This is a genomic window from Streptomyces sp. NPDC050997 (assembly GCF_040660135.1).
In the GTDB taxonomy this organism is placed as follows: Bacteria; Actinomycetota; Actinomycetes; order Streptomycetales; family Streptomycetaceae; genus Streptomyces.
In genome coordinates this window covers 202,384-215,848 of the sequence record NZ_JBFAGK010000014.1, presented here as the reverse complement: position 1 = coordinate 215,848, position 13,465 = coordinate 202,384, and the positions used below count along the sequence as shown (strand labels likewise).

Genomic DNA, 13,465 nt, shown 5'->3' with positions numbered 1-13,465 from the left:
TCGAATGGCTTCTTCCGCATGACCGCGCCCCCCTCCGGTCCCTCGTCGGTCCCCACCCTCCTGGTCCTGGACGCCGACCCGCCGAGCCCGCCGCCCCGCCTCGGCAGCCTCACCGGCCGGGCCCGCGTCGAGCACGCGGACGCCTCGACCCTCGCCGAACGGCTGCCGTCCGCCGATGTCCTGCTGGTGTGGAACTTCACCTCGCGCGCGGTCCGCGCGGCCTGGCCGGGCGAAGGCCCGCGACCACGCTGGGTACACACGGCGAGCGCGGGCGTGGACCATCTGATGTGCCCCGAACTCGCCGCCTCCGACACGGTGGTGACGAACGCTCGGGGTGTCTTCGACCAGCCGATCGCCGAGTACGTGGCCGCGCTGGTGCTGTCGATGGCCAAGGACCTGCCGCGGACCTGGGAGTTGCAGCAGCGCGGGACCTGGCGGCACCGCGAGTCTCAGCGGGTGACCGGCACGCGCGCGTGCGTCGTCGGCGCCGGGCCCATCGGGCGGGCGATCGTCGCCACGCTGGAGGCGCTCGGCGTCACGACCGCCCTCGTCGGCCGTACCCCGCGCACCGGCGTCCACGGCCCGGACGACCTGGACCGGCTGATGGCCCGCGCGGACTGGGTGATCGCGGCGGCGCCGCTCACGGAGCGGACGCACGGCATGTTCGACGCCCGCCGCTTCGGCCTGATGCAGCCCTCGGCCCGGTTCATCAACATCGGCCGGGGACCGCTGGTGGTCGAGGACGCGTTGGTCGAGGCACTGTCCAAGCACTGGATCGCGGGCGCCGCGCTGGACGTCTTCGAGCACGAACCCCTCGCTCCCGACAGCCCGTTGTGGCAGACCCCGAACCTGATCGTGTCCCCGCACATGAGCGGTGACACGGTCGGCTGGCGGGACGATCTGGGCAGCCAGTTCGTGGAGATGTACGGGCTCTGGGAGGCGGGTGGATCACTGCCTAACGTGGTGGACAAGCAGCGGGGGTATGTACCCGGACATTGACGTCCTACGGAGGGGCCCGGATGACGGAGCTCAGCGAACTGACCGCGGTACAACTCGTCGAGGGCTACCGCAAGGGCGACTTCAGCCCCGTGGAGGCGACCCGCGCGGCCTTGGAGCGCGCGGAGGCGATCCAGCCCGAGGTGAACGCGTTCACGCGGCTCACCGCGGACGAGGCGCTCGCGCAGGCGCGGGTGTCGGCCGACCGATGGCGACGCGGTGAGCCGGTCGGGCTGGTGGACGGCGTCCCGGTCACGGTGAAGGACATCCTGTTGCTGCGCGGCGCGCCGACGCTGAAGGGCTCCAAGGCACTCTCGGAGCAGGGGCCTTGGGACGAGGACGCGCCGTCCGTCGCCCGCCTGCGTGAGCACGGCGCGGTCTTCCTCGGCAAGACCACCACCCCGGAGTTCGGCTGGAAGGGCGTCACGGACTCCCCGCTGACCGGCGTGACCCGCAACCCGCACGATCCGACCCGCACCGCGGGCGGCTCCAGCGGCGGCGCGGCGGCGGCCGTGGCCCTCGGCGCGGGCCCCCTGGCCCTCGGCACCGACGGCGGCGGCAGTGTCCGTATCCCGGCCGCGTTCTGCGGGATCTTCGCCCTGAAGCCGACGTACGGCCGGGTGCCGCTGTATCCGGCGAGCGCCTTCGGCACCCTCGCCCATGTGGGCCCGATGACCCGGGACGCGGCGGACGCGGCCCTGCTCCTCGACGTGATCGGGGCCGCCGACTCCCGCGACTGGTCGGCGCTCGCCCCGGCGCCGGGCCCCTACTCGGCGGGACTGTCGGACGGGGTGCGAGGGCTCCGGGTCGCCTACTCACCGTCCCTCGGCGGCCAGGTCGCCGTACAGCCGGAGGTCGCGGCGGCGGTACGGCGGGGCGTGCAGCGGCTGGCGGAACTCGGCGCGTACGTCACCGAGGCCGACCCCGACTTCACCGACCCGGTCGACGCCTTCCACACCCTGTGGTTCAGCGGCGCGGCCCGCGTGACCCAGCACTTCGGGCCGCGGCAGCGGGAGTTGCTCGACCCGGGCCTGCGCGAGATCTGCGACCAGGGTGCCCGCTACAGCGCGCTCGACTACCTGGCCGCGGTGGATGTCCGCATGGAACTCGGGCGCCGCATGGGCCGCTTCCACGACTCCTACGACCTGCTGGTCACCCCGACCCTGCCGATCACGGCGTTCGAGGCGGGCGTCGAGGTACCGAAGGGTTCCGGCCACCACCGCTGGACGGGCTGGACCCCGTTCACGTACCCGTTCAACCTGACGCAGCAGCCGGCCGCCTCCGTCCCGGTGGGCACGGACGGCGACGGGCTGCCCGTCGGGCTCCAGCTGGTGGCCGCCCGCCACCGCGACGACCTGGTGCTCCGGGCGGCCCACGCGCTGTACGAGACGGGGGCCGCGTCGTACGTCAGGTGAGGGTCACGCCCGCCGGAAGCTGAGGGTCTCCCCCGCCGCCCCGGTCCGCCACAGGTCGTTGCAGGCGTCCGCCAACGCGGGCAGGCCCTCGGTGATCTGGCCCCAGACGATGCCCGGGACCCAGCCGACGTCTCCGTTGAGGAGCAGGTTGTTGCGTTCGTAGAAGAGGGCCAGGTCGACGACCGTGGTGCCGGGGCGGACCTCGCGGTCGTAGCCGTAGGCCTGGGTGCCGAGTTCCGCTCCCGCGAAGGAGAAATAGCACAGATCGCCCGGAATAGGGGTGATTGTCGGGTTCTCCAGCGGTGGTTCCGATGTCGCGAAAGGCGGGAACAGGGCGTAGATCTCATTACGGGCGTATTTGGCGTGGTAGACGTCTCCGGCGAGCGGAAGTGAATCCCAGACGGCCGCGCAGGTGATCGGCGCGCGATCGTCGAGCAGCTTTGCCGTGGCGGTGATTCCGCGCTTGACCAGGGAGACTTCGATGTATCGGTCAGCCATGCGTTCCATGGTCCACCCGCGGTCAAGGGGGCCTCGGCGACAACCGGGGCCAAAAGTGATCGGCATAACTCGAATGAAGTCGGGTAGCCGCGCGCCCATGGCTCGACCACACGCAAACCGATCAGGAACCGACAACGGATCCCACAGATTGCTCAGCCGCCGCTCCATGCTTGCCGGAGCTGTGTCGCTGGGCGCCGCGGGAAGTCTCGGGATGGTCGGCTGCAGCCGCGTTCCCGGTGAAGGGAAGGTACTGGGCGGCAGCCTGTTGGACACCCTGCGCGACCAGGGGTCGGTGAAGATCGGTATCGCCAGCGAGCCGCCCTTCGGTTACGTGGGGGACGACGGACAGGCCACCGGGGAAGCGCCGGCGATCGCGCGGGTGCTCTTCAAGAGGCTCGGCATCGACGAGGTCAAGCCGGTGCCGGTGGACTTCGGCGCCCTCATACCCGGACTGAAGGCCCGGCAGTTCGATGTGGTGTCCGCCGGGATGTACATCAATCCCCTCCGGTGCGAACAGGTGATGTTCGCCGACCCGGACTACCTCATGCTGGACGCCTTCATCGTCAAGAAGGGCAATCCGCACGGCATCAAGACCTATGCGGACGTCAAGAAGAAGGGCCTCAAGCTCGCCACCGGCAAGGCCTACGCCCAGATCGACTACGCCAAGGCCGCGGGTATCAGCAGTGTCCTGATCCTGCCGGACCAGGTGGCCGGCCTCGACGCGGTGGCCCAGGGACGAGTGGACGCCTTCGCGGGCACCCGCATCACGGTCAAGACGGCGGTGGTGGGTTCCGGACGCGTGTCGGCGACCGAGCCGTTCCAGCCCGTGATGGACGGCAAGCCCGCCTATGGCGCGGGCGGATTCGCCTTCCGGCTGTCCGAGAAGAACTTCCGTGACGAGTTCAACAAGGAACTGCTGAAGCTCAAGGCGAACGACTACAAGGAACTCCTCGAGATCGTCGGTCCCTTCGGCTTCTCCAAGGCCGACATGACGGACCTCACGGCGAAGGAGCTGTGCGGCTGATGATGAGTTCGGAGTTCTTCACCACCTGGTTCCTGCCGGGCATCTGGGTCACCATCCAGGTGACGGTGTACGCCGCGGCCCTCGGCGCGGCCATCTCGTTCGGGATCGGTCTCGCCCGCGGTTCGCAGTACTGGATCGTCCGCTTCGTCGCCGGGGCCTACTTCGAGATCTTCCGTGGCATGTCGGCGCTGGTACTGATGTTCTGGATGTTCTTCGCGCTGCCCCTCTTCGGCTGGCAGCTGGTGCCCATGTGGGCCGGCGTCAGCGCCCTGGGCCTGACCTACGGCGCCTACGGCTCCGAGGTCGTCCGCGGTTCCCTGGCCGCCGTCACCCCGGCGCAGAAGGAAGCGGGCATCGCCCTCAACTTCACCCGCTGGCAGCGGCTGCGCCTGATCGAACTGCCCCAGGCGTGGCCCGAGATGGTGCCGCCGTTCAACAACCTGCTGATCGAGTTGCTGAAGGGCACCGCCCTGGTCTCGGTCATCACGGTGGCCGACATGACGTTCGCCGGCAATCTGCTCCGGCTGGGCACCAACGAGACCACCCCGATCTACACCCTGCTGCTGGTCCTCTACTTCGTTCTCGCCTTCCTCATCACCCGCGGTATGCGGCTGGTGGAGCGCAGGGCGAAGGCCGGAATCGGGCAGCGGCCGGAGAAGACCGGCGGGATCACCAGGAAGCCCGGCGCCCGCGGCGAGAGCCTGCAGGCCGGTTCGCAGTCCGCAGGAGGTATGGGATGAGCTGGGACTGGAACGTCGTGGACGACTTCATGCCGCGGTTCTGGGACGGCGTACTCGTCACCCTGCAGGCCCTGGCCATCGGCACCCTGATCGCCTTCGCGCTGGGTCTGGTGTGGGCGCTGGCACAGCGGTCCACGCAGGTCTGGGTGCGCTGGCCGGTCGTCGCCGTCACGGAGTTCATCCGCAACACACCGCTGCTGGTGCAGCTGTTCTTCCTCTTCTACGTGGTGCCCAACTTCGGCCCGTCGATGTCGCCGCTCACCACCGGCATCGTCGGCCTCGGACTGCACTACTCCACCTACACCGCCGAGGTCTACCGCGCGGGCATCGACGGCGTCCCCGCCGGCCAGTGGGAGGCGGCCACGGCGCTGAGCCTGCCCAAGGCCCGCACCTGGCAGGCGGTGATCCTTCCGCAGGCGATCCGCCGCGTGGTCCCGCCGCTGGGCAACTACGTCGTCGCCATGCTCAAGGACTCGCCGATGATCGCGACCATCGGCGCCTTCGACATGCTCGGCGAGGCCCAGGCCTTCAGCAACGAGACCTTCACCACGGAGGCGCTCACCGTGGTGGGTGTGGCCTTCATCGTCATCGCCTACCCCGCCTCCCTCCTGATCCGAGCCCTGGAGCGACGCCTTGTCCGCTGACACCAATCCCGCAGAGAACACCGAAACACTCGCCAATCCGCCGGTGGACGGCAGCGAACTGATCCGGCTGGAGCAGGTCACCAAGCGGTTCGGGAGCAACACCGTCCTCGACCGGCTGGACTTCTCCGTGGACTCCGGCAAGCACGTCACGCTGATCGGGCCGTCCGGCTCCGGCAAGACGACCATCCTGCGGCTGCTGATGACACTGACCAAGCCCGACGAGGGCACGATCACCGTCGACGGGGAGCGGCTGTTCCCGGCCCCCGAGAAGCAGGTCCGCGAGGTCCGCAAGAAGATCGGGATGGTGTTCCAGCAGTTCAACCTGTTCCCGAACATGACGGCCCTCAGGAACATCATGGAGGCCCCGGTCACCGTGCTCGGCCTGTCCAAGGACGAGGCGGAGGAGCGGGCCCGCGGACTGCTCGACCTGGTGGGCCTCGCAGACAAGTGCGACGCCCGGCCGACCCAGCTGTCCGGTGGCCAGCAGCAGCGGGTGGCGATAGCCCGGGCACTGGCCATGCGGCCGCAGATCCTGCTCCTGGACGAGGTGACCTCCGCGCTGGACCCGGAGCTGGTGGCCGGCGTCCTGGACGTACTGCGGGACATCGCCCGCACCACCGACATCACGATGCTCTGCGTGACCCACGAGATGAACTTCGCCCGGGACATCTCCGACCAGGTCCTGATGTTCGACTCGGGCCGGGTCATCGAGTCGGGTTCCCCGGAGAAGATCTTCAGCGAGCCCGAGCAGGACCGGACCCGGGAATTTCTCAGCGCCGTGCTGTGACCTACAAGAGGTGAACACGGTTCAACACCCGAGGTCCGGGCCTCGGGTCATTCCGTTGACATATGCCAGAGAGCCAGCGCCCCAGCTGAGAGCGATGCGGGGCGCTGGAATCTCGTCAACAACCGCTCGCCGCAAGCCATTTGCCGGTTATCGTGGACGGGATTCGCTGTCCGGATTACGGCCCAGCTGTAGAGCGACCGAGCGAGCGCAGGGGGAACACCGTGGCGCTGATGCACGAGCCGACCGCGCCGTACCACTCGACCCAGGACGCCCTGCGCATCCTGGAGACCGTGGCACGGCACCCCACCGGAATCACCGACAGCCGACTCGCCCGTCTGACCGGCCTCAACCCGGAGCGTCTGACCACGCTCCTGCGGATGCTGCGCCGCGAGGGGTACGTCGAGCAGATCACCGACGGGGCGTACGTCACCGGCGCCGCCCTCACCCGCCTCGGCTCCGCCCAGGATCGTGACCAGGCCCTGCGCGAGAGGCTCCAGCTCGCCCTGGACCGGCTGCGCGACTCGGTCGGCGCCGCCGTCTACATCAGCCGGTACGTCGACGGCGAGATCAACGTCACGCAGTACGCCGCCGGTCCCACCACTCCCGCGGTACACGAGTGGGTCGATTTCCGCCACTCCGCCCACGCCACCGCGATCGGCAAGAGCCTCCTCGGCCAACTCGACCACAACGGCCGCCGCGACCATCTCTCCCGGCACAAGATGGCCCGCCTCACCTCGCGCACCATCACCAGCGACCGGCTGCTGCTCTCCCGTCTGGAGTCCCAGCCGCCGACCGTGCCCCACCTCGACCTCCAGGAGTACGCCGTCGGCACGGTGTGCGCGGCCGTCCCGATCACGGCCGGCTCCTCGGTGGGCTGCCTGGCGCTGTCCCTGCCGGTCGAGCACGCCCACCGCCTCCGCCAGGCCGCGGACCGACTGAACCGCGGGGCGGCTCCGGTGCTGCTGTCCCTGGCGATCTAGGGCCACCCTGAATCGTGGTCGGAAGCACCCCCGCGGACCAGGTAGTATTTTTCTGTCGCCAGCCGCCACGAGCGGTCAGGCGAGAGTCATGCGCCGCTAGCTCAGTTGGTTAGAGCAGCTGACTCTTAATCAGCGGGTCCGGGGTTCGAGTCCCTGGCGGCGCACGATGTCGATGGCGAGGCGGTTCGCGGAAAGCGCGAACCGCCTCGCCATCGCTGTTTTGCGCGGCCGGCGCCGCGCGCGGCGCGCCTACCCGGTGAGCAGTTTTTCCCGCCCGTGCTGCCGGTACTCGGCGACGAGCCCGCCCTTGTCCTCGTCGGTCAGCCGCCGGTACCCGTCTTCGCCCGGCGGTCGCCACCACACGGGATCAGCGCAGGCGAAGCCCGCTGTCCGCAGCGCCGCCCGGTGGATCTTGTTCGTGGCGGTGACCGGCATCCGCTCGACCACCCGCACGAACCGGGGCGCCATCTTCGTCCCCAGGTCCGGCTGGGCGAGCAGGAACGCGGCGAAGGCCCGCGCCTCGAAGTCCCCGGCGACCGCCGCCATCACCTGGTCCCCGGTCACCGGGTCCGGCACCGCGTACACGGCGACGGCGACCGCGCCCTCGTACCGGGCGAGGATGTTCTCGATCATCGCGGCGGCCAGGTTCTCGCCGTCGACGCGCAGCCGGTCGTCGGCGCGGCCGGCGAAGTAGAGGAAGCCGTCCGCATCGCGGTAGAAGAGGTCGCCGGTCCAGTACCCGCCGTCGTGCCGCCGCTCGGCCTCCGCCGCCGGGTTGTGCCAGTAGCCCTCGAAGGGGTTGGGCCCCCGGTTGACCAGCTCCCCGATGGCCTCGCCCCCGTTCAGCAGCCGTCCGGCGGGGTCGAGGACGGCCGGCGGGCACTCCGTGTGCGTCTCCGGGTGGAGAACCACCAGACCGGGCGTCGCGGGACCGACCGCGCCGCGCGGTGTGCCGGGCCGCCACTGGATCGCCGCGCCGCCCTCCGAGGAGCCGTACCCCTCCACCAGCCGCACCCCGAACCGCCGCTCGAAAGCCGCCGCGTCCACGGCCCCCGCCTCCGTGCCGAAGCCCAGCCGCAGCGGGTTGTCCCGGTCGTCCGGCCGCTCCTCGGTGGCCAGGACGTACTGCACGGCACGGCCCACATACGTGAAGTACGTCGCCCGATACCGCCGTACGTCCGCCAGGAACCGCGACGCCGAGAACCGCCGCCGCAGCGCCACACCCGCCCCGGCCGCGAGAGCGGGCGCCCAGTCGGCGATCACCGCGTTGCCGTGGAACATCGGCATGCACACGTAGTGCACGTCGTCCGGGCGTACGGCGAACTGGTCCGCCAGCGAGCGGCCGGCCGCGGCCAGCCGGCCCTGGGAGCAGAGCGCGGCCTTGGGGGCGCCGGTGGAGCCCGAGGTGAAGTAGAGGAGGAGACGGTCGGCGGGGTCGACGCGGGACGGGTCCGGCCGGGCGTCCGCGTAGGGAGCGAGCAGGTCGTCGTACTCCGGCGAGTCCGTCACCAGCAGACGTACTCTCCCGGACCCGCAGGGCAGCTCCAGGCCGGTCAGCAGGGGCAGATGGGCGCGTTCGGTGACCAGGATCCGGCACTCGGTGTGCAGGATGTCGCGGGCCAGTTCGGGGCCCCGGCGGGTGGGGTTGACGCCCGCGACGGCCACCCGGGCGAGGGCGGCGGCGCTCAGCCACAGCGGGTACTCGGGGGTGTTGTCGAGCAGCACCCCGATGTGCGCCCCGGCCGGAAGCAGGTCGGCCAGCAGCGCGGCCCGGGCCGCCGCGCCCGCCGCCACCTCGTGGTGCGTGAGCACCCGCCCCTCGCACCAGAGGCCGGGACGGTGGTCGCCCCAGCGGTCGGCGACGAGGTCCGCGATCGTGTGCCGGTTACCGGACTCCATGGGGGCGCACGGTAGTTGACGTACCGTCAGATGTGGAGGCTAGGGCACGACTCCTTCCGCCACGTCGAACATCGTGTGGGCCACGACCATGAAGCCGACACAGAACGCGATCATCACCCCGAAGAACGCCAGCAGGCAGCCTGTACCCGCCGCCAGCTTCCCGGGCGCGGGCGCCTTGGCTGTGGCCCGCTCGGGACGGTCCGCCACGTAGTGCACCGTGACGATGTCGCCCTCTATGGTCGTCCCCGGTCCGCCCGTCTCGTCGAACCGGACCGTGCGGCCCTCTCGCGTGGCGAACTCGTAGACGTGGTGCAGCGTGGTGCGTACGGACGTCTCGCGGCCGCCGCTGGTCGTCGTGTACGCCCGCAGACAGCGCGCCTCGGCCGTCAGGCCACTGTTCCAGGCGCTGCTGACATCCCGGGCACGGCGGATCGTCGCGTACGCGGCGAAGGACACGATCCCGATCATGAGCAACGGCACGGCGTAGAAGAACGCTTCCATGATGTCCCCCGGTGTCCATGCGCCGTCACGTTCGACGGCGCACGGGGAACGTACCCGCGGGGGATGCCCGACCGCCTCAAGTAAGGCTCAGAGTTCCGGCATCCCCGCGCGAGGTCAGAACGTGACGTCCGAGCAGGCATAGAACGCGTTCGTCGTGTCCGCGACGGTCCAGACCGCGACGACGACATGGTGGCCGCTCAACCCGGACGGCAGTGTGCCGCTGTGGGAGAGCGTGGACGGGGGTCGCTGGCCGCCGTAGGGGACGGCCAGGAACGGGGTGAGGTTGAGGTCGGAACGGGCCAGGTTGTGGTTCTGGTTCCAGCCCGACTTGGTGACGTAGTACTTGAAGTCGGTCGTGGCGTGCATGGCCGTGAACTGCCAGCGGAACGTGTAGTTCTGACCACCCGTCACCCGGGTGATGGGCCAGGCGCCGCCCGACGGGGTCTTCGGGCTGTCGAGCTGCGCGAAGCGGGTGTTCGCGCCGGAGCAGATCCGGCCGTCGGCCGGTCCGGCGGCGGGGAAGCCCTTGAGGCCCTCGACGCTCTGCGGCTCCCACTGGATGTCGCCGCAGTTGGTCACGGAGCCGTTCTGACAGAGCTTCTGACGGCTGATGGGGAGGTCGGTGTAGCCGTGGCCGCTCGCACCCTGGGACGAGAGCACCAGTGCTCCGGTCGTCGCTAGGCCGAGCGCGGCGGCGTACCACTTGGTCTTTTTGCGCATGCTGCCGCTCCTGGAGAACGTGGGGGAAGTTCAGTGAGCTGTGCAGGTAGGTCTAGACCAAGTACCAGATTATTGCGGCTACTTGAACATGTCCAGACCAATCAGGAGGTTGCTTCCGCTCGCCCCGCGCAGAACGCCACCGTCAGGTCCTTGACCAGCGCCTTGCGTTCGTAGTCGTCCAGCTCCACCAGCCCCCGCATGGTCAGCCGGGTCACCGTGTCCTCCACCGAATCCACCACCGACGTGAGCGCGGTCGCCCGGTGCTGGGCGTCCAGCGCGGCGATCCGGCGGCGCTGCATCGCGTCGGCGACCTCGGGGGCGTACTCCACCAGCGACGGCCGCACCGAGAACACCTCGATCCCGACCGGTGCCGTGTCCCCCGCCACCAGCCGGGTCAGCGCCTCCCCGGCCGCGTCGACGCAGCCCCGGCCGGACCCGTGCGTCTCCACCGGCACCCGGGCCAGCGCCGCCTCCACGCACTCGCGCAGATACCTCTCGTGGTCCTCGACGCCCAGCGTGGCCCGCGCGGTGTCCCGCACCCGCCACACCACCAGCACCGCCACCCGCAGCGCGACCCCGCTCGCGTCGGCCGCGGGCATCTCGTCGCTGCGCCAGTGCCGCAGCCGTACGTCCACCCGGCGGCGCAGCAGCAGCGGGTTGACCCACATCAGGCCGGTGCGCCGGACCGTACCCCGGTAGCGGCCGAACAGGCCGAGCACCGAGGCCCGCCCGGTCCGGACCCGGGCCAGCCCGCCGAAGCCGAACAGCCCGAGCGCGCCCGCCCCCGCGTACGCCGCCCACTGCGCGGGACCGAGGCCCGCGCCCGTGTACGACGGCAGCCCGAGCGCCTGCACCGCGAGCGGCGGCAGCGCGCCCGCCCACCAGGTGGTGGCCAGGCCCCCGGCCACCCCGCAGGCTCCGGCGAACACGCCCACCGCCCCCGGCAGCACCCGCGCGGGCCGCTCCACCAGCGCGGGGTCGACCTGGGGGGCGTGGCGTGCCTTCTCGGGGGCGGGCCGGCGCAGCCTCGGCTGCTCCCCGGTCCCCTGCCGGCGCCCCACGACAGCGGGCCGCGGCGGCACCGACACCGGTTCGGGTTCGTCGCGGAACAGCAGGTGGACGGGGATCTCGGTGGTCGCCTCGTTCTGGATGAGCCGGACGGGGCGGGGCGGCCCCTCGGGTCCGGGAGTGTGTGAAGTGGTCGTACTCATGCGTGCCTCCAGCCTCCGCGCCAGATACGCCATGACAGTGCGTGGGTTGACCCATGCCGGTGCGTGGGTCTACGAGAAGAGCCGCCGCCAGGTCTCCGGCCCCGGGTAGCCGTCCGCCGCGCCGCCCCGCCATCCCTGCGCGCGCTGGAAGGCCTCGACGCCGCGCCGGTCCGCCTCGCTCCAGCGGGGCCCCGGCCCGGATGTGTAGTGCTTGCCGAATCCTTTCGTCGTCAGCTGTCGGCCCAGCCGGGTGACGTACTCGTTGTCCGCGCCCGGCCGGAACACCGCCCGCCCCGGGTAACCGGGCACACCGTGCGAGGCGGGTCCGGCCGGCGAGGAAGGCCGGGCGGGCGACGCGGCCGCGGGCGGGCCCGCCGTCCCGTTCGTGATGTCCCGGCCCGCACCCGTCACCAGCAGCTCCCAGGTCCGCGGGCCCGGCAGCCCGTCGGCGTCCTGGCCCCGCCGGCCCTGCGCCTCCTGGAACGCCTGGGTGGCCCTGCGGTCCGCGTCCGTCCAGCGGGGGCCGGGCCCGGAGCCGTAGAAGCGCGCGGCTCCGCGCCGCACCAGCATCCGGCCGAGTTGGGTGACGTACGCGTTGGTCGCCCCGTGACCGAAGTACGCCCGCCCCGGGTACGGCGTCCGCTCCGGCTCGGGCGCTCCAGGCTCGGGCGCTCCCGGCTTCTCGGTATCCGGCTCCACGGTGTCCGGCTTCGTCCCCGCCGTACCGCCCGCCAGCCCCTTGTAGCGGTAGGCGAGGTAGTGGTCGGAGTTGCTCCGGTAGGCGTACGGAGTGGACTGCTGTCGGGCGTACGGGCGGGTCTGCTCGTAGGCGATGTAGTAGGTGCGCGTGTAGTCGGTCCAGCCGCCGAAGGTCACGACGTGGGACCCCCGCTCGGGGTCGGCCGGGTTGTGGAAGAGCAGGATGTCGCCGGGCTGGAGGTCGTCCTTGGCGACCCGCACCCCGTACCGGTCGAGGCTGCCCGTCCACTCGCTCCCCGGCATGTTCCAGGTCATCGACACGAACCCCGGGCAGTCCCGCGCGGCCGGGTGACGGCCGACCCTGGACCCCGGCAGCACGCGCCGCCGGTGAACGCATCCGGGGCGGTCGCAGTCGCTCGCGGGATCGACTTCCTCGAAGACCGGAGCCGCCATGCGATTCCCCTCATACATCGGGCATACCTCGGGTTGAAATGTCCGCACCTGTGCACGTTCGTCAGTTTCTCAACTGTCTTCCCGACCCGCATGTTGATGGTCCGAATGATGTACGGCGGCCCGCCGGACGCCGGGGGCGGGCGGTCCGGAGCACCTCACCGCATCCGGTAAAGTTGTGCAGGTCAGCGGGCGCCGCTAGCTCAGTTGGTTAGAGCAGCTGACTCTTAATCAGCGGGTCCGGGGTTCGAGTCCCTGGCGGCGCACGATGTCGATGGCGAGGCGGGTTCGCGGAAAGCGCGAACGGCCTCGCCATCGTCGTTTCCCAGACGGATCCCGCGGGCCGGCCTCATTGAACTGGACGGGCTCCTCGACCGTATGGAACGGGAGGCCGCCGAGGGAGCCGGCCCCACCGAGACCGACCGCGCGTTTCACGCCACCCTCTGCCGGGTGCTGGACAAGGTGCTGCTGAGCGAGGTGCTGGAAGTGCTCCGGAACGCCTCCACCGCGTACGCACGGGCCTCGGAGGTGCACGGCAGGATCCGCAGGTCACCCGCGTGCCGCAAGGAAGCACTTCGGCAATATCCGCACCCACCTGTCCACAACGGTTCCACAAGGCCCCCACACAGACCACAATGAACGCGTATGACCGGTAAACACCGCGTTTCGCATCTTGCGATCATGATGAACACCGTAGAACCCTGGTTTTCAAGATGCTGCGGATACGCGGCAGTTGGGGGGTAAAAAGCCGGTTGCCGGTGCAGCGGGGAGAGGGGGCCCCGTTCAGGGAGCGATGCCGAGGGGGGCATCATGCAACCGGAAGGTCGCAGTTCTGTGTCCTAGATGTGGACGATGTGGTGACTGCGGCCCACCGCTGATACGACTGTGAAGGCCTAGGGGG

At 70.5% G+C, this 13,465-nt stretch carries 13 protein-coding genes, 2 tRNA genes and 1 pseudogene; 10 read left to right on the top strand and 6 right to left on the bottom strand.

Annotated elements, in window-relative coordinates; translation table 11 throughout:
* The first annotated feature begins 18 nt into the window (after window positions 1-18).
* Both AB0H86_RS29105 and AB0H86_RS29100 read left to right on the top strand, forming a co-directional pair.
* Window positions 19-999, top strand: coding sequence for a D-2-hydroxyacid dehydrogenase (locus AB0H86_RS29105; protein WP_362444991.1), 981 nt, complete (start codon window positions 19-21; stop codon window positions 997-999).
* A 20-nt stretch (window positions 1,000-1,019) separates the two neighbouring features.
* The gene (locus AB0H86_RS29100; RefSeq protein WP_362444989.1) at window positions 1,020-2,411 is read left to right on the top strand and encodes an amidase; all 1,392 of its coding nucleotides are present in this window, start codon (window positions 1,020-1,022) and stop codon (window positions 2,409-2,411) included.
* Between the two features lie 3 nt (window positions 2,412-2,414).
* Here the strand turns inward: AB0H86_RS29100 and AB0H86_RS29095 are convergent, their stop codons facing one another.
* Window positions 2,415-2,909, bottom strand: coding sequence for a DUF3830 family protein (locus tag AB0H86_RS29095; protein WP_362444986.1), 495 nt, complete (start codon window positions 2,907-2,909; stop codon window positions 2,415-2,417).
* Window positions 2,910-3,075: 166 nt separating this feature from the next.
* Here AB0H86_RS29095 and ehuB point away from each other — a divergent pair, with 166 nt between their 5' ends.
* From ehuB to AB0H86_RS29065, 6 genes are all read left to right on the top strand, one after another.
* Window positions 3,076-3,933 carry an ectoine/hydroxyectoine ABC transporter substrate-binding protein EhuB gene (gene ehuB / locus AB0H86_RS29090; protein WP_362444983.1) on the top strand — a complete coding sequence of 286 codons (858 nt, stop codon included), beginning with the start codon at window positions 3,076-3,078 and terminating at the stop codon, window positions 3,931-3,933.
* On the top strand, window positions 3,933-4,673 hold the full coding sequence (gene ehuC / locus AB0H86_RS29085; protein WP_362444980.1) for an ectoine/hydroxyectoine ABC transporter permease subunit EhuC: 741 nt from the start codon (window positions 3,933-3,935) through the stop codon (window positions 4,671-4,673). The genes ehuB and ehuC overlap by 1 nt, the downstream gene beginning before the upstream one ends.
* On the top strand, window positions 4,670-5,317 hold the full coding sequence (ehuD, locus tag AB0H86_RS29080; RefSeq protein ID WP_362444977.1) for an ectoine/hydroxyectoine ABC transporter permease subunit EhuD: 648 nt from the start codon (window positions 4,670-4,672) through the stop codon (window positions 5,315-5,317). The genes ehuC and ehuD overlap by 4 nt, the downstream gene beginning before the upstream one ends.
* On the top strand, window positions 5,307-6,104 hold the full coding sequence (gene ehuA / locus AB0H86_RS29075) for an ectoine/hydroxyectoine ABC transporter ATP-binding protein EhuA (RefSeq protein ID WP_362444974.1): 798 nt from the start codon (window positions 5,307-5,309) through the stop codon (window positions 6,102-6,104). Before ehuD ends, ehuA begins: the two co-directional genes overlap by 11 nt.
* Before the next feature lie 221 nt (window positions 6,105-6,325).
* Window positions 6,326-7,084, top strand: coding sequence for an IclR family transcriptional regulator C-terminal domain-containing protein (locus AB0H86_RS29070; RefSeq protein WP_362444971.1), 759 nt, complete (start codon window positions 6,326-6,328; stop codon window positions 7,082-7,084).
* A 90-nt stretch (window positions 7,085-7,174) separates the two neighbouring features.
* Window positions 7,175-7,248 (top strand) — tRNA-Lys (locus AB0H86_RS29065).
* An 85-nt stretch (window positions 7,249-7,333) separates the two neighbouring features.
* On the opposite strand, the gene AB0H86_RS29060 is transcribed toward AB0H86_RS29065, so the two are convergent.
* The 5 genes from AB0H86_RS29060 to AB0H86_RS29040 all read right to left on the bottom strand — a co-directional run bounded on the left by AB0H86_RS29060 (window position 7,334) and on the right by AB0H86_RS29040 (window position 12,567).
* Window positions 7,334-8,983 carry an AMP-binding protein gene (locus tag AB0H86_RS29060; protein WP_362444968.1) on the bottom strand — a complete coding sequence of 550 codons (1,650 nt, stop codon included), beginning with the start codon at window positions 8,981-8,983 and terminating at the stop codon, window positions 7,334-7,336.
* A gap of 39 nt (window positions 8,984-9,022) precedes the next feature.
* Window positions 9,023-9,484 carry a DUF3592 domain-containing protein gene (locus AB0H86_RS29055; RefSeq protein ID WP_362444965.1) on the bottom strand — a complete coding sequence of 154 codons (462 nt, stop codon included), beginning with the start codon at window positions 9,482-9,484 and terminating at the stop codon, window positions 9,023-9,025.
* Window positions 9,485-9,598: 114 nt separating this feature from the next.
* Window positions 9,599-10,204: a lytic polysaccharide monooxygenase gene (locus AB0H86_RS29050; protein ID WP_362444962.1), complete on the bottom strand. Its 606-nt coding sequence runs from the start codon at window positions 10,202-10,204 to the stop codon at window positions 9,599-9,601.
* Between the two features lie 101 nt (window positions 10,205-10,305).
* Entirely contained in the window at window positions 10,306-11,415 is a 1,110-nt protein-coding gene (locus tag AB0H86_RS29045; protein WP_362444959.1) for an SPFH domain-containing protein, read from the bottom strand.
* Between the two features lie 69 nt (window positions 11,416-11,484).
* Complete coding sequence (locus tag AB0H86_RS29040; RefSeq protein ID WP_362444956.1) at window positions 11,485-12,567, bottom strand: peptidoglycan-binding protein; 1,083 nt, start codon at window positions 12,565-12,567, stop codon at window positions 11,485-11,487.
* 189 nt (window positions 12,568-12,756) lie between these two features.
* Between AB0H86_RS29040 and AB0H86_RS29035 the strand changes: the two genes are divergently transcribed.
* Window positions 12,757-12,830: transfer RNA gene (locus AB0H86_RS29035), tRNA-Lys, on the top strand.
* A gap of 64 nt (window positions 12,831-12,894) precedes the next feature.
* Window positions 12,895-13,213 (top strand): annotated as a pseudogene (locus AB0H86_RS29030) (FCD domain-containing protein); the annotation flags it as partial.
* Window positions 13,214-13,465: the final 252 nt, after the last annotated feature.